The sequence below is a fragment of the Streptomyces sp. NPDC104814 genome, from assembly GCF_055583185.1.
In genome coordinates this window covers 1-19,488 of sequence record NZ_JBVJOL010000003.1, presented here as the reverse complement: position 1 = coordinate 19,488, position 19,488 = coordinate 1, and the positions used below count along the sequence as shown (strand labels likewise).

17 protein-coding genes are annotated in these 19,488 nt (G+C 72.5%); 5 read left to right on the top strand and 12 right to left on the bottom strand.

The genetic code is table 11. The features are described 5' to 3' along the window. The first annotated feature begins 95 nt into the window (after nt 1-95). Nucleotides 96-881: an SDR family NAD(P)-dependent oxidoreductase gene (locus tag ACZ64A_RS13165; RefSeq protein ID WP_469810221.1), complete on the top strand. Its 786-nt coding sequence runs from the start codon at nt 96-98 to the stop codon at nt 879-881. 133 nt (nt 882-1,014) lie between these two features. Here the strand turns inward: ACZ64A_RS13165 and ACZ64A_RS13160 are convergent, their stop codons facing one another. Continuing rightward, nucleotides 1,015-2,061 (bottom strand): NAD(P)-dependent alcohol dehydrogenase, encoded by a 1,047-nt coding sequence (locus ACZ64A_RS13160; protein WP_469810220.1) that lies wholly within the window; start codon nt 2,059-2,061, stop codon nt 1,015-1,017. A 175-nt stretch (nt 2,062-2,236) separates the two neighbouring features. Between ACZ64A_RS13160 and ACZ64A_RS13155 the strand changes: the two genes are divergently transcribed. After that, nucleotides 2,237-3,202 carry a helix-turn-helix domain-containing protein gene (locus ACZ64A_RS13155; protein ID WP_469810218.1) on the top strand — a complete coding sequence of 322 codons (966 nt, stop codon included), beginning with the start codon at nt 2,237-2,239 and terminating at the stop codon, nt 3,200-3,202. A 160-nt stretch (nt 3,203-3,362) separates the two neighbouring features. On the opposite strand, the gene ACZ64A_RS13150 is transcribed toward ACZ64A_RS13155, so the two are convergent. The 6 genes from ACZ64A_RS13150 to ACZ64A_RS13125 all read right to left on the bottom strand — a co-directional run bounded on the left by ACZ64A_RS13150 (nt 3,363) and on the right by ACZ64A_RS13125 (nt 11,444). Next, entirely contained in the window at nt 3,363-6,686 is a 3,324-nt protein-coding gene (locus ACZ64A_RS13150; RefSeq protein WP_469810217.1) for a S8 family peptidase, read from the bottom strand. Between the two features lie 130 nt (nt 6,687-6,816). After that, nucleotides 6,817-7,500, bottom strand: coding sequence for an ABC transporter ATP-binding protein (locus ACZ64A_RS13145; RefSeq protein ID WP_469810216.1), 684 nt, complete (start codon nt 7,498-7,500; stop codon nt 6,817-6,819). Between the two features lie 49 nt (nt 7,501-7,549). Continuing rightward, nucleotides 7,550-8,977, bottom strand: a complete 1,428-nt coding sequence (locus ACZ64A_RS13140; RefSeq protein ID WP_469810215.1) for an ABC transporter permease — start codon at nt 8,975-8,977, stop codon at nt 7,550-7,552. A gap of 74 nt (nt 8,978-9,051) precedes the next feature. Further along, complete coding sequence (locus tag ACZ64A_RS13135; RefSeq protein WP_469810213.1) at nt 9,052-9,534, bottom strand: GNAT family N-acetyltransferase; 483 nt, start codon at nt 9,532-9,534, stop codon at nt 9,052-9,054. Nucleotides 9,535-9,618: 84 nt separating this feature from the next. Then, nucleotides 9,619-10,866, bottom strand: coding sequence for a L,D-transpeptidase (locus ACZ64A_RS13130; protein ID WP_469810212.1), 1,248 nt, complete (start codon nt 10,864-10,866; stop codon nt 9,619-9,621). A gap of 224 nt (nt 10,867-11,090) precedes the next feature. Beyond that, nucleotides 11,091-11,444: a hypothetical protein gene (locus ACZ64A_RS13125; RefSeq protein ID WP_469810211.1), complete on the bottom strand. Its 354-nt coding sequence runs from the start codon at nt 11,442-11,444 to the stop codon at nt 11,091-11,093. Nucleotides 11,445-11,578: 134 nt separating this feature from the next. On the opposite strand from ACZ64A_RS13125, the gene ACZ64A_RS13120 reads away from it, so the two are divergent. Beyond that, a complete protein-coding gene (locus tag ACZ64A_RS13120; protein ID WP_469810209.1) occupies nt 11,579-11,932 on the top strand; it encodes an LAETG motif-containing sortase-dependent surface protein in 354 nt (117 codons plus the stop codon). An 84-nt stretch (nt 11,933-12,016) separates the two neighbouring features. Here ACZ64A_RS13120 and hutH read toward each other — a convergent pair whose 3' ends face one another. The 3 genes from hutH to ACZ64A_RS13105 form a co-directional block, all read right to left on the bottom strand. Continuing rightward, nucleotides 12,017-13,555 (bottom strand): histidine ammonia-lyase, encoded by a 1,539-nt coding sequence (hutH, locus tag ACZ64A_RS13115; protein ID WP_469810807.1) that lies wholly within the window; start codon nt 13,553-13,555, stop codon nt 12,017-12,019. 109 nt (nt 13,556-13,664) lie between these two features. Further along, nucleotides 13,665-14,807: a GGDEF domain-containing protein gene (locus tag ACZ64A_RS13110; protein ID WP_469810208.1), complete on the bottom strand. Its 1,143-nt coding sequence runs from the start codon at nt 14,805-14,807 to the stop codon at nt 13,665-13,667. A 244-nt stretch (nt 14,808-15,051) separates the two neighbouring features. Then, on the bottom strand, nt 15,052-15,861 hold the full coding sequence (locus tag ACZ64A_RS13105) for an enoyl-CoA hydratase/isomerase family protein (RefSeq protein ID WP_469810206.1): 810 nt from the start codon (nt 15,859-15,861) through the stop codon (nt 15,052-15,054). A gap of 216 nt (nt 15,862-16,077) precedes the next feature. Between ACZ64A_RS13105 and ACZ64A_RS13100 the strand changes: the two genes are divergently transcribed. Further along, on the top strand, nt 16,078-16,704 hold the full coding sequence (locus ACZ64A_RS13100; RefSeq protein ID WP_469810205.1) for a hypothetical protein: 627 nt from the start codon (nt 16,078-16,080) through the stop codon (nt 16,702-16,704). A 75-nt stretch (nt 16,705-16,779) separates the two neighbouring features. Here ACZ64A_RS13100 and ACZ64A_RS13095 read toward each other — a convergent pair whose 3' ends face one another. Both ACZ64A_RS13095 and ACZ64A_RS13090 read right to left on the bottom strand, forming a co-directional pair. Continuing rightward, nucleotides 16,780-17,883: an adenylate/guanylate cyclase domain-containing protein gene (locus ACZ64A_RS13095; RefSeq protein WP_469810204.1), complete on the bottom strand. Its 1,104-nt coding sequence runs from the start codon at nt 17,881-17,883 to the stop codon at nt 16,780-16,782. Nucleotides 17,884-18,207: 324 nt separating this feature from the next. Continuing rightward, on the bottom strand, nt 18,208-19,068 hold the full coding sequence (locus tag ACZ64A_RS13090; RefSeq protein WP_469810203.1) for a biotin--[acetyl-CoA-carboxylase] ligase: 861 nt from the start codon (nt 19,066-19,068) through the stop codon (nt 18,208-18,210). Between the two features lie 111 nt (nt 19,069-19,179). Between ACZ64A_RS13090 and ACZ64A_RS13085 the strand changes: the two genes are divergently transcribed. Further along, nucleotides 19,180-19,488: carboxyl transferase domain-containing protein (locus ACZ64A_RS13085; RefSeq protein ID WP_469810202.1), on the top strand; the 309-nt coding region annotated here is incomplete at its 3' end.

Here is a 19,488-nt window from a genome sequence, read left to right as displayed (position 1 = left end):
GTGGGCGGCACGCCCCCAAGCACCGGGCCACCGCCCGCATCCAGGGCCCCGCGCCCCCCGCACCGAGCCCCCACCCCGCACCCCAGGGAGACACCATGAACCGCTACGAAGGCCGCCGCGCGCTGATCACCGGTGGCGGATCCGGCATCGGCCAGGCCACCGTGCTGCGCCTGCTCGCGGAGGGCGGCCGCGTGGTCGCCGCCGACGTCAGCGAGGCCGGTCTGAAGGACACCGTCGCCAAGGCCGGTGACGCCGCCGACCGGCTCACCACCCTGGTCGTCGACATCGCCGACGAGCACTCCGTACGCGAGGGGGTCGCCGCCGCCGTCACCGCGCTCGGCGGTCTGGACGTGCTGGTCAACGCGGCCGGCATCCTGCGCTCCTCGCACACCCACGAGACGTCCCTCGCCGACTTCACCAAGGTGATCACGGTCAACCTGACCGGCACCTTCCTGATGATCCGCGAGGCGATACCCGCGCTCCTGCGGGGCGACGCGCCGGCCGTGGTCAACTTCAGTTCGACGTCCGCGATGTTCGCCCACCCGTACATGGCCGCGTACGCGGCGAGCAAGGGCGGCATCCAGTCCATGACGCACGCGCTGGCCGCCGAGTACAGCAAGCAGGGCATCCGGTTCACCGCCGTGCAGCCCGGCTCCATCTCCTCCGGGATGACCGACGGCTCCGGCCAGAGCAAGCAGAGCCAGGGCCCGGGCCTGCCCGAGGACACCGACTGGAGCCTGTTCACGAAGCTGGCCCCGGCGCTCGGCCAGGGCTTCGCCGGGCCCGAGGCGGTCGCCGGGGTCGTCGCGATGCTGGCCAGTGAGGACGGGAAGTTCATCACCGGCACCGAGATCCGCATCGACGGCGGCACCCACCACTGACCACCGGTCACGGCAGGCACAAGGGCCCCGGCGCGCGAGGGCATGCACGAGGGCCCCGGCACGCGAAGCGCCCCCGGCACGCAAAGGGCCCCGGGGCGGACAGCGCCCCGGGGCCCTCACACGCCCGCAGACCTCAGATCGTCGCCGTGTCGATCACGAACCGGTACCGCACGTCGCTGCTCAGCACCCGCTCGTACGCCTCGTTGATCTGGTCGGCGCGGATCACCTCGATCTCGGCGCCGAAGCCGTGCCTCGCGCAGAAGTCCAGCATCTCCTGGGTCTCCGCGATACCGCCGATCATGGAACCGGCGAGCGTCTTGCGGCCGCCGATCACCGAGAAGAGGTTGAGCGAGATCGGCTCCTCCGGCGCGCCCACGTTCACCAGGGCGCCGTCGATCTTCAGCAGCGACAGGTAGGCGTTGAAGTCCAGCGGCGCCGACACCGTCGACACGATCAGGTCGAAGGTGCCCGCGAGCTCCTGGAACGTCTTCGGGTCGCTGGTGGCGTAGTAGTGGTCCGCGCCCAGCCGCAGCCCGTCGTCCTTCTTGCGCAGGGACTGCGACAGCACGGTCACCTCGGCGCCCAGCGCGTGCGCGATCTTCACGCCCATGTGGCCGAGGCCGCCCATGCCGAGGATCGCGACCTTCTTGCCGGGTCCGGCGCCCCAGTGCTTGAGCGGGGAGTACAGGGTGATGCCGGCGCACAGCAGCGGGGCGGCGACGTCGAGGGACAGGCCGTCGGGGATCCGGACGACGAAGTCCTCGTCGACGACGATCTTCTGCGCGTAACCGCCGTAGGTGGGCTCGCCGTCCTTGCCGACCGCGTTGTACGTGCCGATCATGCCGCTGCCGGTGCAGTACTGCTCCTGGCCGGCCTTGCAGTTCTCGCACTCGCGGCAGGAGTCGACCATGCAGCCGACGCCCACGCGGTCGCCGACCTTGTACTTCGTCACACCGGAACCGACCTCGGCGACGACACCGGCGATCTCGTGGCCGGGGACCATCGGGAAGATGGCCTCGCCCCAGCCCTCGCGGGCCTGGTGGATGTCGGAGTGGCAGATACCGGCGTACTTGATGTCGATCAGGACGTCGTGCTCACGGACCGCGCGGCGCTCGATGGTGGTGCGCTCCAACGGGGCCTTGGGGGCGGGTGCGGCATACGCGGCGACAGGGGTGGTCATGCCGTGGTTCTCCTTGCCAAGAAACGTCCGCGCCCGGCCTGCCTTCCGGCCGGGCACGCCTTTCAGGGTGCCCCGGCCGCGGTCGTCCACCCAGGCCACGGCTTTGCGTACGCACACTGTGCCTACCACTGGCGGGGTCAGGCTCCGGTGCGTACGACCCGGAATACTGGACGGCATGGACGTACACCCCGAACCCGCCCCCGAACCGGCGGCGCCTGCGGCTGACGAGGCCTTCGGTGAGCCGGAGAGCGGTGCCGGGGCCCCGCTCGACCGCCGTGCCGAGCTGAGCGAGTTCCTGCGCACCCGCCGGGCCCGGCTGAAGCCGTCCGACGTGGGCCTGCCGGACTACGGCCGGCACCGCAGGGTGCCGGGGCTGCGCCGTGAGGAGCTGGCGCAGCTGGCCGGGGTGTCGGTGGCGTACTACACGCGTCTGGAACAGGGGAACGGGCGGAACGTGTCGGCGGAGGTACTGGACTCCATCGCCCGCGCGCTGCGGCTCACCGACGCGGAGCACGCGCACCTGACGCATCTGGCCAAGCCGAAGCGGCACAAGAAGAAGCCCGCGGCGCGCCCGCAGCAGGTACGGCCCGCGCTGCGGCAGCTGCTGGAGGTCATGGACGGCGTCCCGGCGTACGTCGTGGGGCGCCGCGCGGAGATCCTGGCCTGGAACCCCATGGCCGCCGCCCTGTTCGGGGACTGGGCCGAGCTGCCGGCCGCGGAGCGGAACTGGGCGCGGCTGGTGTTCCTGCGCCCGGAGTACCGGGAGCTGTTCGTGGACTGGGAGCAGAAGGCGATCGACATCGTGTGCGCGCTGCGCATGGACGCCGGCTGCTACCCGGACGATCCGCGGCTGTCCGCGCTGGTCGGCGAGTTGTCCGTGAAGAGCGAGGACTTCCGCCGGCTGTGGGCCACGCACGACGTGAAGGACAAGACCCACGGCGTGAAGCAGCTGCACCACCCGCTGGTGGGTGATCTGGCCCTGCAGTTCGAGTCGTTCCGGCTGACCGACGGCAGCGAGCAGTCCCTGATCACCTATCACGCCGAGCCGGGCTCGGCGTCGGCGGAATCGCTTCGGCTGCTGGCCAGCTGGGGCACCGACGCGACCCGCGCGGGCACGGAGTCGACGACCCGCCACGGCTGACCCCCGGCCGGCCGCCGCGCCTCGGCCGGCCCTCGTCGGCCGACCCCGGCTGCCCCTCCGCGACCCGCCCTCCGTGCGGCCCTCGACACCCCACCGCCCGCCGGAGGAACTCCCTCCGGCGGGCGGTGTGTTGGGTGAGACGTGGGTCAGCGTGCGCGGCTCACTTGCCGTAGTACGCGTTGAAGACCGTGATCGTCGCGGTGTCGCCCTTCTTGTCGCTGACCGCGGCGCGGAAGGAGACGGACTTACCCGCCGCCGGGTTCCTCAGGGTGACCCTGCCCTTCGTCACCTGGACCTTCTTCCAGGTCTTGCCGCCGTCGTAGGACGCCCAGACCGTCAGGGACTTCAGGTTGCGGCCGGCCGCCGCGCCCTCCACGACGACGGGGAAGGTGGCCGTGCGCCCCGCGGCGACCTTGCTGTCCAGCGTGGTCGCGGCGTTGAAGCGGACCGTCGAGACGGGCAGCCTGGCCTGCTGGTCGGACGCCGGCTTCGCGGAGCGGAAGGTCCAGCTCGCGTCGATCCGGGTGGACACGCCCGCGACCTTGGCGCTGCGGCTCACCGACGTCGACAGCCGGTAGGCCGCGTCGCCGGCCGGAACCGTGAACACGCCGTCACCGGTGAGCGGGTCCCGGTTGGAGCCCACCTTCGTGCCGTTGCGGTACAGCGTCGTCGTCGCCTTGGTGACGAGCGACGCCCCGGCGTGCGCGCTGCCGTCCGCGAACAGCGGCAGCACACCGTAGAGCAGGTTGCCGTCGCGGAAGACGCCGTAGTCCGCGTCGACGTGCGGCGCGAAGACCGCGGTGTTGAAGGTCTTCGTGTACGTCCTGCCCGCGGCGAGGGTCTGCGGGTCGCCGAGGCTGTAGGCGGCGTCCACGACCGGGAGGCCGTCGGCGTCCTTGCCCGCGTACTGCTCGAAGCCGAACGTCCACTGGATCTTGTCGGCGGTCGACAGGTACAGCGTCCGGGTGCCCGGCAGCTTCTGCGCCACCGTCGCCCCGACGGCGACGTCGTCGGGCAGGAAACCGAGCGCGCTCAGGCCGCCGGTCTTGCCCGGGGCGGAGGCGCCGAGGCCGGCCCGCACGGTGGTGAGTTCACGGGCCGTGAAGTGGCGGACCTTGTCGCCCTGGACCCGCTTGACCTTGGCGCTCGTGGCCACGTCGTACTCGGCCGTGGCGCCCTTGGTCCACTGCCCGTTCCAGGTCTGGGTGAGGCCGGTGACGTCCGGGCCGAGCGCGGCCATCCGCACGTGGGCGAAGGAGGTCTGGCTGAACCCGGCGAAGACGCCGGCGGCGTCGTAGGCGTAGTCGATCGTCGCGGACAGCGGCTTGGCGGCGCGGTCCGGGACGGTGATGTCCGCCTTCTTCGCGGTACGGGCGTCCAGGGTGAGCGTCAGGTTCCGTGTGACGTCCAGCTTGGGCTGCACCAGCCAGTCGATGCCGCCCTTGAACTCCTTGAAGTCCTTCGCGAGCCACGCGTCCAGCAGGTAGGTGCCCTTGGGCACGCGCACCGTGGTGGTGCCGGAGGCGGCGACCGGGGCCTGGTAGTGCCGGCCCTGGGCGAGGCCGGTGTAGCCGAACAGGTCGGTGAGGTAGCCGTCGGTCGCCTTGCCGTCCCGGCCGATGTGCCGGACCGTGACGTCGTACGACTCGATCTCGCGCTGCACGGCCGCGGCGGTCCGCACGCTCTGCCCGCCGCCGCTCGCGGTGACATAGGCCGAGTAGGCGCCGTCGAGGGTGCCGCCCAGCTTGGTGTTCACGGTGAGGTCCACGGAGGCCCTGCCGCCCGCGGGCACGGTGACACTGCTCGCGCCGAGGGTGAAGAAACCGGCCGGGGCCGCCTTGCCCTTGGGGTCGGTGGCGGACGCGGACAGCTTCAGCGTGACGGCGCTCCTGCCGAGGTTGCGGTACGTCAGCTGCTTGGTGACCGGCTTGTCGTCGGTGTGCGGCCAGGCCTGCGTGCCGAAGCTCACCGACACCGGGTCGGCGACGACGGCCTGCTTGATGGCCCGGTCCACGGCGATACGGCCGCTGCCCTGCTGGAACGGCGTGTACGCGCCGCCCTTCGCGGAGCCGGTCAGGGCGCCCTTGAGCTCGGCGTACCCCCAGTCGGGGTGCTCCTGTTTCAGCAGCGCGGCGGCGCCCGCGACGTGCGGGGTCGCCATCGACGTACCCGAGATGGTCAGATAGCCGGCCGGGTTCTCGCCGACCTCCTGGTCGATGACGCTGCCCTTGGCCGCGGCGGCGGTGATGTCGACGCCAGGCGCGGTCACGTCAGGCTTGATGGCGCCGTCGCCGACGCGCGGACCGGTCGAGGAGAAGTCGGCGAGCTTGTCCTTGCCGTCGACGGCGCCCACGGTGAGCGCGGCGTCCGCGCTGCCGGGCGAACCGATCGACTCCGGGCCCTCGTTGCCCGCGGCGATCGCGAACAGGATGCCCTTGTCGGCGGACAACTTGTTCACCTCGGCCTCGAGCGGATCGATGTCGGGCGTGTCCGGGCCGCCGAGGCTGAGGTTGACGATGTCGGCGCCCTGCTGGGCCGCCCACTCCATGCCGGCGAGGATGCCTGAGTCGTCACCCTGGCCGTTGTCGTCGAGGACCTTGCCGTTGAGGATGCGCGCGCCGGGGGCGACGCCCTTGTACGTGCCCTTGGACTTGGCACCGGTGCCGGCCGCGATGGACGCGACGTGCGTGCCGTGCCCGAAGTGGTCGGTGGCGTCCTTGGCGGTGGAGAAGTTCTTCGCCGCGACGACCTGGCTCTTCAGGTCGGGGTGGGAGGCGTCGACGCCCGTGTCCAGGACGGCGATCTTCACGCCCTTGCCGGTGTATCCGGCGGCCCATGCGGCCGGTGCGCCGATCTGCGGCACCGACTTGTCGAGGCTGGCCCTGCGGACGCCGTCGAGCCAGACGTGCGCGATGCCGGAGGCGGTGCGGTCGCCGTCGGTGACCGCGTCCCACAGAGCGGGTGCGCCGGCCTGCGGGGTCTGCACGGCGTCGGCGTCGAGGGTTGTCAGGGTACGGCGCAGGGTGCCGGCCTCGCGTACCTCGGCGCGGGCGGTGGCGGCGGCGCCCCGGTAGCCGACGATGACCTTCAGGCCGTTCCGCTGCGCCTTCAGGGTCGCCGACCGGGTCAACTCGGTGACGTCGAACAGCCGCTGGTCGACCACGCCGGTGGCTACCATACGGGCCGCGTCGGCGGGCAGCACGACGGTGTGCCCGCCGACGGTGCGGATCTGGACGGGTATGTTCTCGCGGCCCTTCGCCCGCTCCAGGCCGACGACACGTCCCTTGCCGTCGACGGAGACCCGGTCACCGGTGATGAGGGTGACCCGGTGCTTCACCTGGGCAGAGGGCTGGACCTGGGCGGCGCCGGTCGCACTCCGCTCGCCAGGGGCGGCCGCCGCCGGGCTGGTCATGCCCGCGGCGAGCGCCACCGCGGCCGCGGCGGCGACAACGGCCGCGCCCGCGTTCTTCACTTGTCTGCGCAAAACTCCCCCTTGCTGGTACCGGGCGATTTCCCCTGTCACCCGGCCGGGGGCAGTCCCGTACGTCTGCACGTCAACCCCCCGGAGTGCGCAGTATGCCGGGGGGTGATCAGTGCCTCAATACGGCCCTGCGTCACGAGTCGGCGTTTTCCGTCACCGTGATCCGTCCCTGGCGCAGGGTCGCGAGCCGGGGTGCTCTCCGTGCCAGCGCGGAGTCATGAGTGACCATCACGAACGTCAGCCCGTGCTCCTTCCACATGCGCTCCAGCACCTCCATCACCTCGTCGCGCATGCCCTCGTCGAGGTTGCCGGTCGGTTCGTCCGCGAGCAGCACCTTGGGCCGCTTGACCAGCGCCCGGGCGATCGCGACGCGCTGCTGCTGGCCGCCGGACATCTCGCCCGGCAGATGCGCGAGCCGCTCCCCGAGCCCCACGGACGCGAGCGCCTGCGCGGCCCGCTCCCGCCGTTCCCCCGCCTTCACGCCGAGGGGTACGAGGGCGGTCTCGACGTTCTCCTGCGCGGTCAGCGTGGGGATGAGGTTGAAGGACTGGAAGACGAAACCGATGGTTTCGCTGCGCACCCGGGTGAGCCTGGCCTCGGGCAACTTGGCCAGATCGACACCGTCGAGGACGACGTCGCCGCAGGTCGGCCGGTCCAGCCCGCCGAGCATCTGCAGCAGCGTGGACTTGCCGCCGCCGGTCGGACCCTGGATGACGAGCCGGTCGCCGTCGTGGATGGTGAGATCGACGCCGTCGAGGGCGTGGACGGTGTCCTTGCCGCGGGTGTAGCGCTTGGTGACGCCGTTGAGTTCGTACATGGGGTGTCCCTGAGGTCGGGCCGACGGGTGAAAGGGCTGCCTGGGCTGCCTAGGCGACGCGGCGCAGCGCGTCCGCCGGCCGCAGCCGTGAGGCCCGCCAGCCGCCGAACGCCCCGGCGACGAGTCCACCGGCCACGGCGAGGCCGACGGCGAGCGCGACGGTCGTGAGGGAGACGGGCGCGGTGAGCACGACGTCGAGCGTCCGTCCGGCGATACGGCGCCCGGGCCCGCCGAAGCCGGCGCCGTCGCTGCTTCCGCCGCCCAACTCCGCCTGGAGCGTCGGACTCGCGGCGGAGACGGCGTACGCCCCCGCGACCCCCAGCGCGATCCCGAGCACCCCGCCGAGCAGCCCGTTGACGACGGCCTCCCCGACGACCTGCCCGGTCACCCGGCGCGACGTCCACCCGAGCGCCTTGAGGGTGCCGAACTCCCGCACCCGCCGCGACACGGCGGAGGAGGTGAGCAGCCCGGCGACGAGGAAGGCGGCGACGAGCACGACGACGGACAGCCATCTGCCGACGGTGGTGGCGAGGGAGGAGGCGGTGGAGAGGGACCCGGAGACGGTGTCCGCGAGGTCGGCGGAGGTGGTGACGGTCGTGCCGGAGACGTTCTTCTGGATCGCCGCCTTGACGCTGCCGATCTTCTGCGAGTCGGCCGCCTTGACGTAGATGGTGGTGACCTTGTCCGCGGCCCCGGCGAGGGCCTGCGCCCGCTGCAAGGGGACGTAGAGGTCGGCGGCGGCGTCCCCGCTGTCGGCGGTGGCGATGCCGACGACGGCGAACTTGACGCTCTTGATGGTCACGCTCGACCCGACGGCGAGCTTCTTCTCCTTGGCGTACCCGGAGTCGACGACGGCGACGGCGGCGTCGGTCTCGGAGGTGCGGAAGGTCCGCCCGCTGCTGATCTTCGAGGAGGTCAGCGGCCCGAGGGTGGGCTTGGTGACGTCGGTGCCGTAGACGGAGTAGCTGTTGACGTCGAAGTCGGCGCCGCCGCCCTTGACTTCCCCGCCGCCACCCTGCCCGTACCCGCGCGGTCCGCCGCTGCCCCTGTTCTGCTGATACTCCCCCCGGCTGAACTGCCCGCTGACCTTGAGCACATGCAGGCTCAGGCCGCCGACGGCGTCGGCGACGCCGCTCTGCCGCCCGACCGCGGCCACGGTGGAGGAGGCCAGCGTCTGGAACCCCTGGACCATCACCCGGTCACTGCTCTGCTCGGTGCCGTCCGCGCTGTCCCGCGCCCCGAACCGGAACCGCGGCCGCTGCGCCCCGTCGGCCGCGGGCGCGGCGGCCTTGGTGACGGTCATGTCGGTGCCGAGTCCGTACAGCGACTGCAGCACGGTGTCCTGCGCCTTCCCCATGCCGGCCGACACGGAGTTGACGACGATGACGAGCGCGATCCCCAGCGCAAGCCCGGAGGCGACGACAAGGGCCGCCTTTCCACGGCGCCGCAACTCGCGCCCGAGATAGGTGAAGAACATGCGGGGGAAGCTAGGCGGGGCGCCTGATGGAGGGATAAGGGCGCCGTGAGAGGAGGATGAGAAGGCCGGTCGTCTCAGGGCAGCCGGCGCTCGTAGCGCATCCCCGGCCGCCCGCCGACGGTCGTCTCTCCGGCGGCCGTGAAGCCCGTGGCCGTCAGCACCGCCCGGGACGCCGCGTTGTCCTGGGTGGTCCGGGCCGTCAGCGTGGACAGGCCGTACGCGTCGGCTGCCAGGCGGCACACCTCCCGGACCGCGGCCTTCGCCACCCCCTGTCCCGTGAAGCGTTCGCCGACGCGGTAACCGAGTTCGGCCGTGGCCGAGAGGGCGTCGAGCAGGTTGATACGGCCCAGCAGGGTGCCGTCAGAGGACAGGATCACGTGGAAGTGGCAGATGCCCGCCTCCTGTTCGGCCAGCAGGGCCGCGTGGCGGGCCGGGAAGTCCGTGAAGTACGCGTCGCCGCGGTCGGGGATCGTGCGGGCGAACCAGGCGCGGTTGTCGCGCTCGAAGGACAGCAGCGCGTCCGCGTGGTCGGGGCGCAGGCGTTCCAGCCGGATCATGGGCGGGACACTACGCAATGCCGAGGGCGGCCGCCCGGGATTTCCCGGGCGGCCGCCCTCGGCTCATGCGAAGCGAAGCGGGCGTCAGAGCGCCGAGCCCGCCTTCCACTCGGACCAGCTCATGTTCCAGCCGTTGAGGCCGTTGTCCGGGGCGACCGTCTTGTCGCCGGTGTTCTGGACGACGACCACGTCACCGACGAGGGAGTGGGTGTAGAACCACGCGGCCGGGGTCGACGGGTCGTTGGCGCCCTTGGTGTCGGACAGGCCCACGCAGCCGTGGCTGGTGTTGACCGAGCCGAAGATGGACTTCGCGCCCCAGTAGTTGCCGTGGATGAAGGTGCCGGAGTTCGACAGGCGCATGGCGTGCGGCACGTCCTTGATGTCGTACTCGCCCTTGCCGTCGTCGTCGGTGAAGCCGACCGTGGCGCCGTTCATCCGGGTCTCCTTGAACTTCTCGGAGATCACCATCTGGCCCTGGTACGTCTTGTGGTCGGGCGCACCGGCGGAGATCGGGATGGTCTTGACGACCTTGCCGTCCTGCGTGACCTTCATCTGCTTGGTCTTCGCGTCGACGTAGGAGACCTGGTTGCGGCCGATGTGGAAGGAGACCGTCTTCTGCTGCACGCCCATGACACCGGACGCGCCCTCGACGCCGTCCAGGGCGAGCTTGAGGGTGACGGTGGAGCCGCTCTGCCAGTACTGCTCGGGGCGGCAGTCCATGCGGTTGGCGTTGAACCAGTGGCAGGCGACGTCCTGGCCGCTGCTGGAGGTGACCGTGATGCCCTTCTGGACGGCCGCCTTGTTGGTGATCGCCTTGTTGAAGTTGATCGACACCGGCATGCCGACGCCGACCGTGGCGCCGTCCTCCGGCGTGAAGTTGGCTATGAAGCTGTTGGCCGGGGAGACGGTGGTGAAGGAGGCGTTCTCGTGCGCGACCCGGCCGTCCTTGTCGGTGGCCTCCGCCGCGACCTTGTACGTGGTCGAGCGCTGGAGCTGGACGCTCGGCTTCCAGCTGGTCTTGTCCGCGGACAACTGGCCCTCGACCTGCTTGCCGTCGGTCGACGTCATCGTCACGTTGGTGAGCGTTCCCTTGCTCACCGTGACGGTCGCGGACTTGTTGATGGAGGCGTTGTCCGAGCCGTCCTTCGGTGTGATCGTGATCTGCGCCTCGGACGACTTCTGGGCTGCCGCCTCGTCGACCTTGGCCGAGGTGTCGGTGCCGCCGCCACCGGCGGACGCCTTGTCGCCGCCGGAACAGCCGGTGAGCACCAGCACCCCGCCGAGCAGTGCGGACGCGGCCATCAGGCCCTTGCGCCGCTTACCCTCCGTCATCACACGCTTCTCCATCGTTGCCGAATCCCGAAAACCCCGAGTGTCCCCGTAAGAACGTTCAACGCTACGACCGGTTCGTCCCGTTCCGCATTCCCCGTAGGTGTGGGACACACCACGTCCACCGGGCAGGCCGGTGGTGCGGATGCCGGTCCATGCGCCCCGTGAGACGACGAAACCCCGGACGGCGGTTGCCGCCCGGGGTCATGGCACCCCCCTGCGCGGCCTCAGCCGGTGTGCTCGTCCTCGTCCTCGTCCTCGTCCTCGTCGCCATCATCCTCGTCCAAGTCCCAGTCGGGCGAGTCCGGGTCGTAGTCGATCCGCTCGCTCGACCAGGACGCCTGCTGCAGCTCCACCCCCGGCACGTCACTGACCAGGCCGAACGGGTCGACGAGATAGGCGAGTGCCTCGGCGGTGTCTTCCGTCACAGCCCCCTCGGCCTGCGTGCGCTCCGCCTCCGGCATCTCCCGGTCCTCGGCCAGGCGCCGCAACGCCGCGGCGGTCACCGCCTGCTCGTCGTCGACCTCCAGCACGAGTTCCACGCGAAGCCGCACAAAACGTGATGTCTCTTCAGTGGTCACGCCGGGAGCGTAAGGCTCCGCGCTCCCACAGCTTTCCCGCGACCCGCGCCTTTCATTAGCATCGCCTCCAAGCATTGGCCCGCGGGGCCAATTCGCCGGCCAATTCGCCAGCGCCACAAGGGGATCGATAGTCCGTGTCATCCGCCCGCCGCTCGTTGCTGACCGCCACCGCCGCGGCGACCCTTCTGGGCGCCCTGTGGTTCGTCCCGTCCGCCAACGCGTCGTCCGAGACTCCGGCGAGAGCACAGGACACGACGACACAGGCCAGGGCGGCGGCCGGTACGACGGACACGTCCGCCCTGGAGGCCTCGCACGCCGTGAACACCGCGGACGCCGTGGACGCCCCCGGGGTCTCCGGCACCGGCGCCCAACTCGCCGACACCGGCAGCTTCGACACCACGCCGTACGTCGTCGGCGGCAGCGTCTTCCTCTCCCTGGGCGCCGGCTTCGTCGTGTACTCGGTACGCCGGGAACGCCTCGGTTTCTGAGCCGCCTCGGGCGTCCGCCCCGCCGTACACGCGGCGGGGCCCCGCCGCACCGACGTGCGACAGGGCCCCGTGACGCCGAACGCGCTACTGCAGCGGGCCGGTGACGGACTCCACCGCGGCGACCAGCCGCCCGTCGCGCACGAACGCGTCCGCCGCGGCCAGGTCGGGCGCCAGGAACCGGTCCGGGCCCGGCCCTTCGACCCCGGCGGCCCGTACGGCCTCGATGACGGCCTGCGATGCGGGCGCGGGCGTCAGACCCTCGCGCAGCTGGATCGCCCGCGTCGCCGCGTACAGCTCGACGGCGATCACACGCGTGAGGTTGCCGACCGCCGTGCGCAGCTTGCGCGCGGCCGACCACCCCATGGACACGTGGTCCTCCTGCATCGCGGAGGACGGGATGGAGTCGGCGGAGGCCGGCACCGCGAGCCGCTTCATCTCGCTGACGAGGGCGGCCTGCGTGTACTGCGCGATCATCAGCCCGGAGTCCACGCCGGCGTCGTCGGCGAGGAACGGCGGCAGCCCGTGGCTGCGGTTCTTGTCCAGCAGCCGGTCGGTGCGCCGCTCGGCGATGGAGGCGAGGTCGGCGGCGGCGATGGCGAGGAAGTCCAGCACGTAGGCGACCGGGGCGCCGTGGAAGTTGCCGTTGGACTCGACCCGGCCGTCGGGCAGGACGACGGGGTTGTCGACGGCGGAGGCCAGCTCCCGCTCGGCGACCAGACGGGCGTGCGCGAGGGTGTCCCGGCCGGCGCCCGCGACCTGCGGGGCGCAGCGCACCGAGTAGGCGTCCTGCACGCGGGGCGCGTCGCCCTGGTGGTGCCCGGTCAGCCCGGAACCCTTCAGTACGGCGAGCATGTTGGCGGCGCTGGCGCCCTGACCGGGGTGCGGCCGGATGGCGTGCAGCTCGGGGGCGAGCACCTTCTCGGTGCCGAGCAGGGCCTCCAGCGACAGGGCCGCGGTGACGTCGGCGGACTTGTACAGCCGGTCCAGGTCGGCGAGGGCCATCACGAGCATGCCGAGCATGCCGTCGGTGCCGTTGAGGAGTGCCAGGCCCTCCTTCTCGCGCAGCTCGACGGGCTCGATGCCGTGCGCCGCGAGCAGTTCTCCGGCGGGCTTCACGACGCCGTCCGGGCCCTCGGCGTCGCCCTCGCCCATCAGGGTCAGGGCGCAGTGGGACAGCGGGGCGAGGTCGCCGGAGCAGCCGAGGGAGCCGTACTCGTGGACGACGGGGGTGATGCCGGCGTTGAGGATGTCCGCCATGGTCTGGGCGACCTCGGGCCGGACTCCGGTGTGACCCGAGCAGACGGTCTTCAGCCGCAGGAACATCAGGGCGCGGACGACTTCACGCTCGACGCGCGGGCCCATGCCGGCGGCGTGCGAGCGGACGATGTTGCGCTGGAGCTGGGTGCGCAGCTCGTGGCTGATGTGGCGGGTGGCGAGGGCGCCGAATCCGGTGGAGACGCCGTAGACGGGGTCGGGCTTGGCCGCGAGCGCGTCCACGATGCCGCGGGCCGCCGCGAGGGCGGCCACCGCCTCCTCGGCGAGCTCGATGCGGGCGCCGTCACGGGCGACCGCGAGAACGTCGGACGCGGTCACCCCGGACGTCCCCACCACCACAGTGTGCATACTCATATTCAGGAGCGTACGCACTGAAGACGAAGATGTCACCAGTGGGTCGGGGGTCCGCCCCTTACCGGGTCCCGCCACTCATCCGTGGACCGGAGACAGGGACTGACTAGAGGCGCCCGCGGAAGGCGCGGCGTTCCGGGGCCGCTTCCGAGGTGGGCTGGTCCGCCAGGCGGATCACCGGGTCGTCGGGGCCCTCTTGTCCGGCCACCACCGGGCGGGTGGAGCGTTCGGCCTTCGCACGGTACTGGGCGGCGTCGGCCAGACGGAACAGCCGGCGGGCCGAGTGCAGCGGGCCGATCGGCTCCTCGGTGGAGGCGACCCCGCAGGCCACGCCCTCCCCCAGTTCCAGCTCGGCGGCTCTTCGGCACAGCTCCTCGGCGACCTTCACCACGTCCTGGACCGGCGGGCCGACGACCAGCAGGCAGAACTCGTCCCCACCGAGCCGGGCGGCGAGCGCCCCGGGCAGCATGGCCCCGCACAGCGAGAGCACCGAGCCGAATCGTTCCAGCAGCCGGTCGCCCACCGCGTGGCCGAGGGTGTCGTTGACGTGCTTGAGCCCGTTCACGTCACACACCACCAGGCTGACCACCGCGCCCTCCCGGCGGTGCCGCTCGATCGCCTCGTCCAGCCGGGCGTCCACGGCACGGCGGTTCGCGAGCCCGGTCAGCGCGTCGGTGAACGCCAGCCGCCGCGCCTCCTGCAACCGCTCCGTCTGCGCCAGACCAGCGGCGGCCACGGAGGCCAGCACGGTCGCGAAGTCCGCGTCAGCCCGGTCGAAGAGCGGAGAACCGGCCCGGCGTGCGACGTACAGCTCGCCCCAGGCGCGGCCGTGCATGACGATCGGCGCGACCACGCAGCAACCGCGGCCCCGGCGGCGCAGGGCTGCGACCCGCTGGTGGCAGTAGCCGGCGTGGCTCGCGGTCGGCCCCTCGGCGGTCTCCACCCAGGCGTTCGGCTCGCCGCCGGACGCCCAGCGCTCGTGCAGGAACTCGGTGATCTCCGGGAACTGGTGGACGGGGTACGTCTCGTCCACCGGGAACTCCTCTTCCTCCGGCGCCCGGTCCCCCACGTTCACCAGGACCCGCAGCCGGCCGAGGTCCCGCTCCCACACCGAGAGTGCGGCGAAACTCCCGGCCAGCGCGCGGCAGCCGCCGAGGGCCGCCGCGCGCCACGACTCCCGCGGACTGTGTGCCGCGGCCATCCCCTGGGCCAGGGCCACCACAGCGGCCAGGCGCCTGTCCTCACCCATTGCTCCAGGCTAGGGAGGTTTTGGCAGAATCGGTGCGTTAATGGGGCGAACAGGTGTGTGTGGGTTCGGGCGGGTTTGGGGGGCGGGTGGGTTTACGGTCCGGTTCCTGGGGCTGCGCCCCGGGCCCCCGGGTGGGGTGGGGCGGGCTCGTTCTTCGGGTGCGGGTCCGCCGGGGCCGGTCGCGCAGTTCCCCGCGCCCCTTGGAGGCGGGTCCAGCTCCGCCCCTCTTCCATGTGCCCCGTCCTCACTCCCCCGGCCACTGGGGCTTGCGCTTCTCGTTGAAGGCTGCGACGCCCTCCGCCCGGTCGCCCGAGAAGGCCACGGACCGCCAGGCGGCGTCCTCGACCTCCAGGCCGGCCCGCAGATCCAGGCCGTGACCGAGACGCAGGGCCCGCTTCGCCGCGCGCAGGCCCACCGGGGAGTTCCCGGCGATGCGGGCGGCCAGCGCCAGCGCCTGATCGCGGTCCTGCCCGGCGTCGACCAGCTGGTCCACCAGCCCCAGCTCGGCCGCCTCGGGGGCCTCCAGCCGACGCGCCGTGAAGATCAGCTCGGCGGCCTTCGCCGCGCCCACCCGCCGCGGCAGCAGCTGGGTGCCGCCGCCGCCCGGGATGACACCCACCGAGACCTCCGGCAGCCCGACCACGGCCGTGCGGTCGGCCACGATCAGGTCGCAGGACAGCGCCAGTTCGAAGCCGCCGCCGAGCGCGAACCCGTGCACGGCCGCGATCGTCGGCACCGGCAGTTCCAGCACGCCGGTGTACGCGCCGCGCGCCACCGGCCGCTGCCGCACCAGATCGGCGTCGGAGAAGGAGTTGCGCTCCTTCAGGTCGGCGCCCACGCAGAACGCGCGCTCGTGCGTCGAGGTCAGCACCACCACCCGTACGTCCCGGTCGGCGCCCAGCGCCTCGCAGGCGGCGGCGATCGAGCGGGCCATCTCGGTGGAGACCGCGTTCATGGCCTTGGGCCGGTCGAGGGCCAGCTCGGCGACATGCCGGGCACCCTCGTCCCCGTGCCGCCGCACCAGCACGAACTCCCCGAACCGCTCCTCGCTCATGACACCCTCCCGGTTAACGCGGGTTAACAGTCGACAACGGCCCGATCATCGCAGGCCGGGGCCGTCCGGAAAAGGGCCGGACCCGGGTCGTACCAGCCGCCGGGCACCCGTTCGAGTGACATCCCGCCCAAATCCGGGTCCTCCGTCCGGGGGAGCGCATACCGTGCGTCCGCCACGGCGCATCGGGGGCGCAAGGGCAGAAGGGGGAACGTCACGATGACGGAGACGCCGACGGAGACAGCGGAGCGGCCGCCGCAGGACACCGCCCGCGGCCGGCACCGGAGGCCCCGCCACCGGCGGGTGCTGCTCGCCGCCGGCGGTCTCGCCCTGGCCGCCGGTGTGCTCAGCCTCGTACGGCTGGCCCCCGAGTCCGGCGTCCCCGGTCTCGGCACCGCGGAGGCCGGTCCCCGCACCGACCACGAGCCCGGCCGCCGTACCGTCACCGAGCGGTCGGCCGACGCCGCCGCCACCGTCTCCGCCGCGCCACGCCCCGTTCCCTCCGCAGCGGACGTCATGGGCGGGAAGAGCGCCGGCCCCTTCGCCACGGTCCCGGCCACGGCAGCTGCCGGGCGCGCCCCGTCGGCCGCCGCCCCCTCGTACTCCGTCCCGGTCGCCCAGCCGCCGGCCGGCGGTGGGCCCGGCTCCGGGCGGACGTCCGCGCCTCCCGCCGCCCCACCCGCGTCCACCCCGACGACGGCCCCGCCGCCCCGGGCACCCGCGCCGAGCCCGTCCCACTCCACCGCGCCGCCGACCCCGCCGCCGGCCGGGCAGCCCGGCAACCCCGGCAAGGGACTGTGCCTGCCGGTCATCGACCTGTGCCTGGGGTCGGGCCTGCTCGGCTGAACCATCACACCCTGGCGTCACGCCCTGCCGTCGTCACACCCTGGCGTCACGCCCTGCCGTCGTCACGCCCTGCCGTCACGCCCTGCCGTCGTCACGCCGGGCGAGCAGCCAGGGCGACACCACGCCGAGTCCACGCACCGGGCGCTGGTACATCGGCTGCAGCGCGAAGCGGTACGTCGGCGGCTCCTCGCCCTCCTTCTCGGCGGCCGCCGCCCGCTCGGCCGCCTCCGCCTCCGAGGCGGGCGCCTCCCCGGTGCGGATCAGCTCCTCCGCGAAGGCGCTGTCGACGAGGACGGCGTCCCGCGGCGCTATCGAGGTCAGCCGGGACGCCAGGTTGACGGTCGTACCGAAGACATCACCCATACGAGTGGTCACCGTGCCGAACGCCATGCCGACCCGCAGTTCCGGCATCGTCTCGTCGTTCGCCATCGTCTCGATCAGCCGCTGCCCGATCTCGGCCGCCGTGCCCGCGTCGTCCGCCGCGAACAGCACCTCGTCGCCCAGGGTCTTGATCAGCCGTCCGCCGCGCGCGGCCACCAGGTCGGCGGCCGTCGTCTCGAACGCCTCGACCAGCTCGCCGAGCTCCTCCTCCTCCATACGGCGGGTCAGCCGCGTGAACCCGACCAGGTCCGCGAAGCCCACCGCGAGACGGCGGTCCACCATCTCCTCGTCGTCCGCGGCCTGGACCACACGGCCGGTCGCGGCGGCGAGCTGGCGGCGCCAGACGTAGACGAGGAACTCCTCCAGTTCCGGCAGCAGCAGCTCGACCAGCGGATAGGTGACCTCGGTGCGGGTCATTCCGGGCTCGGGCGGCTCGGTGAGGCCCTCCAGGAAGGAATCGATCTGCCATTCCGCCAGACGGGCGGTGGTCTGGCCGGTCGAGCGGGCGACCTGGACCGCCATCGCCTCGCTGAGCAGGCCCGCCTCGACCAGACCGGCGAGCCGGCGCAGGGCGAGGACGTCTGCTTCGGTGAGGGCCTTGGCCTGACCGATGTCGGCGAACCCCATGGCACGCCAGAAGCGGGACGCCAGCTCCATGGAGACACCGGCGCTGCGGGCCGCCTGAAACGGGGTGTAGCGCCGCTCGGCGCCGAGGATCAGCTGTTCCAGGCGCAGGGCGAGGGGATCCTCGCCGGGGTCGGAGGCGTCGGGTCCGGAGCCCGAGTCGTCGACGGTCACGCCTGCTGCCCTTCCGATCTGCCGAGGTCAGGTATCGACCGGCCTCCAACTTTACGGCAGGTGTGCGCCACCTCACTCCGTCAGGTGGAGCCGGAGGGTGAGGCGAGCGGCGTCGCGTTGTCACCCGGCGTCGACGTGACCGGCCGCAGGGGGCCGCGCCCCCTGGACCCCCCGTTCAGGTTCGTGGGGGGCGGTGTCGTCGCCCACGTGCGGGTCGTGGGTGGCTGGTCGCGCAGTTCCCCGCGCCCCCGGGTCGGCTGTCCTTCCGCCCTCCGGCCGGCCACCGCGGCCGCACGCACCGGGTCGACGCTCGGCCGCCGCAGCTCACGCCGGGCGCAGGTGCACGATGTCGCCCGCGCCCACCGGCTCCTGGACGCCGTCCTTCGTCGCCAGGACCAGACGGCCGTCGCCGTCGACCGCCACCGCCTCGCCGACCAGGGAACGATCCCCCGGCAGCTCCGCGCGGACCGTGCGGCCCAGCGTCGCGCAGCCCGCCGCGTACGTTTCCTGCAGACCGCACGCCGCCGGGTCGCCCTCCGCCTCGCGCCACCGCCCGTACCAGTCCTCCAGCGCCCTCAGCACGCCCCGCAGCAGCGGGTCGCGGTCCGTGCTCACCGCTCCGGCCAGCGCCAGCGACCCGGCCTGCGGCACCGGGAGTTCCGCCGCCTTCAGCGTGACGTTGATGCCGACGCCGACGACCACGCCGCCCTCCCCGGCCCGCTCGGCGAGGATGCCGCCGGCCTTGCGCTCCTCGCCGTCGACGGTGACGAGGAGGTCGTTCGGCCACTTCAGGGCCGTGTCGACGCCGGCCGCCCGGGACAGGCCGGTGGCGACGGCGACCCCGGTCAGCAGCGGGATCCAGCCCCAGCGGGCGACGGGCACGTCCGTCGGCCGCAGCAGGACCGAGAAGAACAGGCCCGAGCGCGCCGGAGCCGTCCACTGCCGGTCCAGGCGCCCGCGGGCGGCCGTCTGCTCCTCGGCGACGAGGACCGCGCCCTCGGCCGCCTTGCCCGCTTCCGCGCGGGCGACCAGGTCGGAGTTGGTGGAGCCGGTGCGCTGCACCACCTCGAGCTCCGACCACAGGCTTCCCTCCCGCACCAGCGCGCGCCGCAGTGCCGTGGCGCTGAGGGGCGGGCGGTCGAGGTCGGACCAGCGGCTGTCGTCTGATGCATCTCGCGGCGTCATGCAAGCCACCCTAGGTGTGGGAAACGCCGCACTGCCGACGGCGGGGGGCCGCACTACGCTACGGATGAGTAACCGTCCCCCCTTTTGAGCAGGCAGGGAGCCGCGATCCCGATGTCCGAGCCGGAAGAGATCGACCTTCACACGACCGCGGGCAAGCTCGCGGATCTGCAGCGCCGTATCGAGGAAGCGACGCACGCCGGCTCCGCACGCGCCGTCGAGAAACAGCACGCCAAGGGCAAACTGACGGCCCGTGAACGCATCGAACTGCTCCTGGACGAAGGCTCCTTCGTCGAGCTCGACGAGTTCGCCCGGCACCGCTCCACCAACTTCGGCCTGGACGCCAACCGCCCCTACGGCGACGGCGTCGTCACCGGCTACGGCACCGTCGACGGCCGCCCCGTCGCCGTCTTCTCCCAGGAC

Excerpts from the sequence above, each read along its gene's own strand:
- ACZ64A_RS13165 (WP_469810221.1), top strand. The coding sequence starts at position 96 with ATGAACCGCTACGAAGGCCGCCGCGCGCTGATCACCGGTGGCGGATCC.
- ACZ64A_RS13160 (WP_469810220.1), bottom strand. The coding sequence starts at position 2,061 with ATGACCACCCCTGTCGCCGCGTATGCCGCACCCGCCCCCAAGGCCCCG.
- ACZ64A_RS13155 (WP_469810218.1), top strand. The coding sequence starts at position 2,237 with ATGGACGTACACCCCGAACCCGCCCCCGAACCGGCGGCGCCTGCGGCT.
- ACZ64A_RS13145 (WP_469810216.1), bottom strand. The coding sequence starts at position 7,500 with ATGTACGAACTCAACGGCGTCACCAAGCGCTACACCCGCGGCAAGGAC.
- ACZ64A_RS13140 (WP_469810215.1), bottom strand. The coding sequence starts at position 8,977 with ATGTTCTTCACCTATCTCGGGCGCGAGTTGCGGCGCCGTGGAAAGGCG.
- ACZ64A_RS13135 (WP_469810213.1), bottom strand. The coding sequence starts at position 9,534 with ATGATCCGGCTGGAACGCCTGCGCCCCGACCACGCGGACGCGCTGCTG.
- ACZ64A_RS13130 (WP_469810212.1), bottom strand. The coding sequence starts at position 10,866 with ATGACGGAGGGTAAGCGGCGCAAGGGCCTGATGGCCGCGTCCGCACTG.
- hutH (WP_469810807.1), bottom strand. The coding sequence starts at position 13,555 with ATGCACACTGTGGTGGTGGGGACGTCCGGGGTGACCGCGTCCGACGTT.
- ACZ64A_RS13110 (WP_469810208.1), bottom strand. The coding sequence starts at position 14,807 with ATGGGTGAGGACAGGCGCCTGGCCGCTGTGGTGGCCCTGGCCCAGGGG.
- ACZ64A_RS13105 (WP_469810206.1), bottom strand. The coding sequence starts at position 15,861 with ATGAGCGAGGAGCGGTTCGGGGAGTTCGTGCTGGTGCGGCGGCACGGG.
- ACZ64A_RS13100 (WP_469810205.1), top strand. The coding sequence starts at position 16,078 with ATGACGGAGACGCCGACGGAGACAGCGGAGCGGCCGCCGCAGGACACC.
- ACZ64A_RS13090 (WP_469810203.1), bottom strand. The coding sequence starts at position 19,068 with ATGACGCCGCGAGATGCATCAGACGACAGCCGCTGGTCCGACCTCGAC.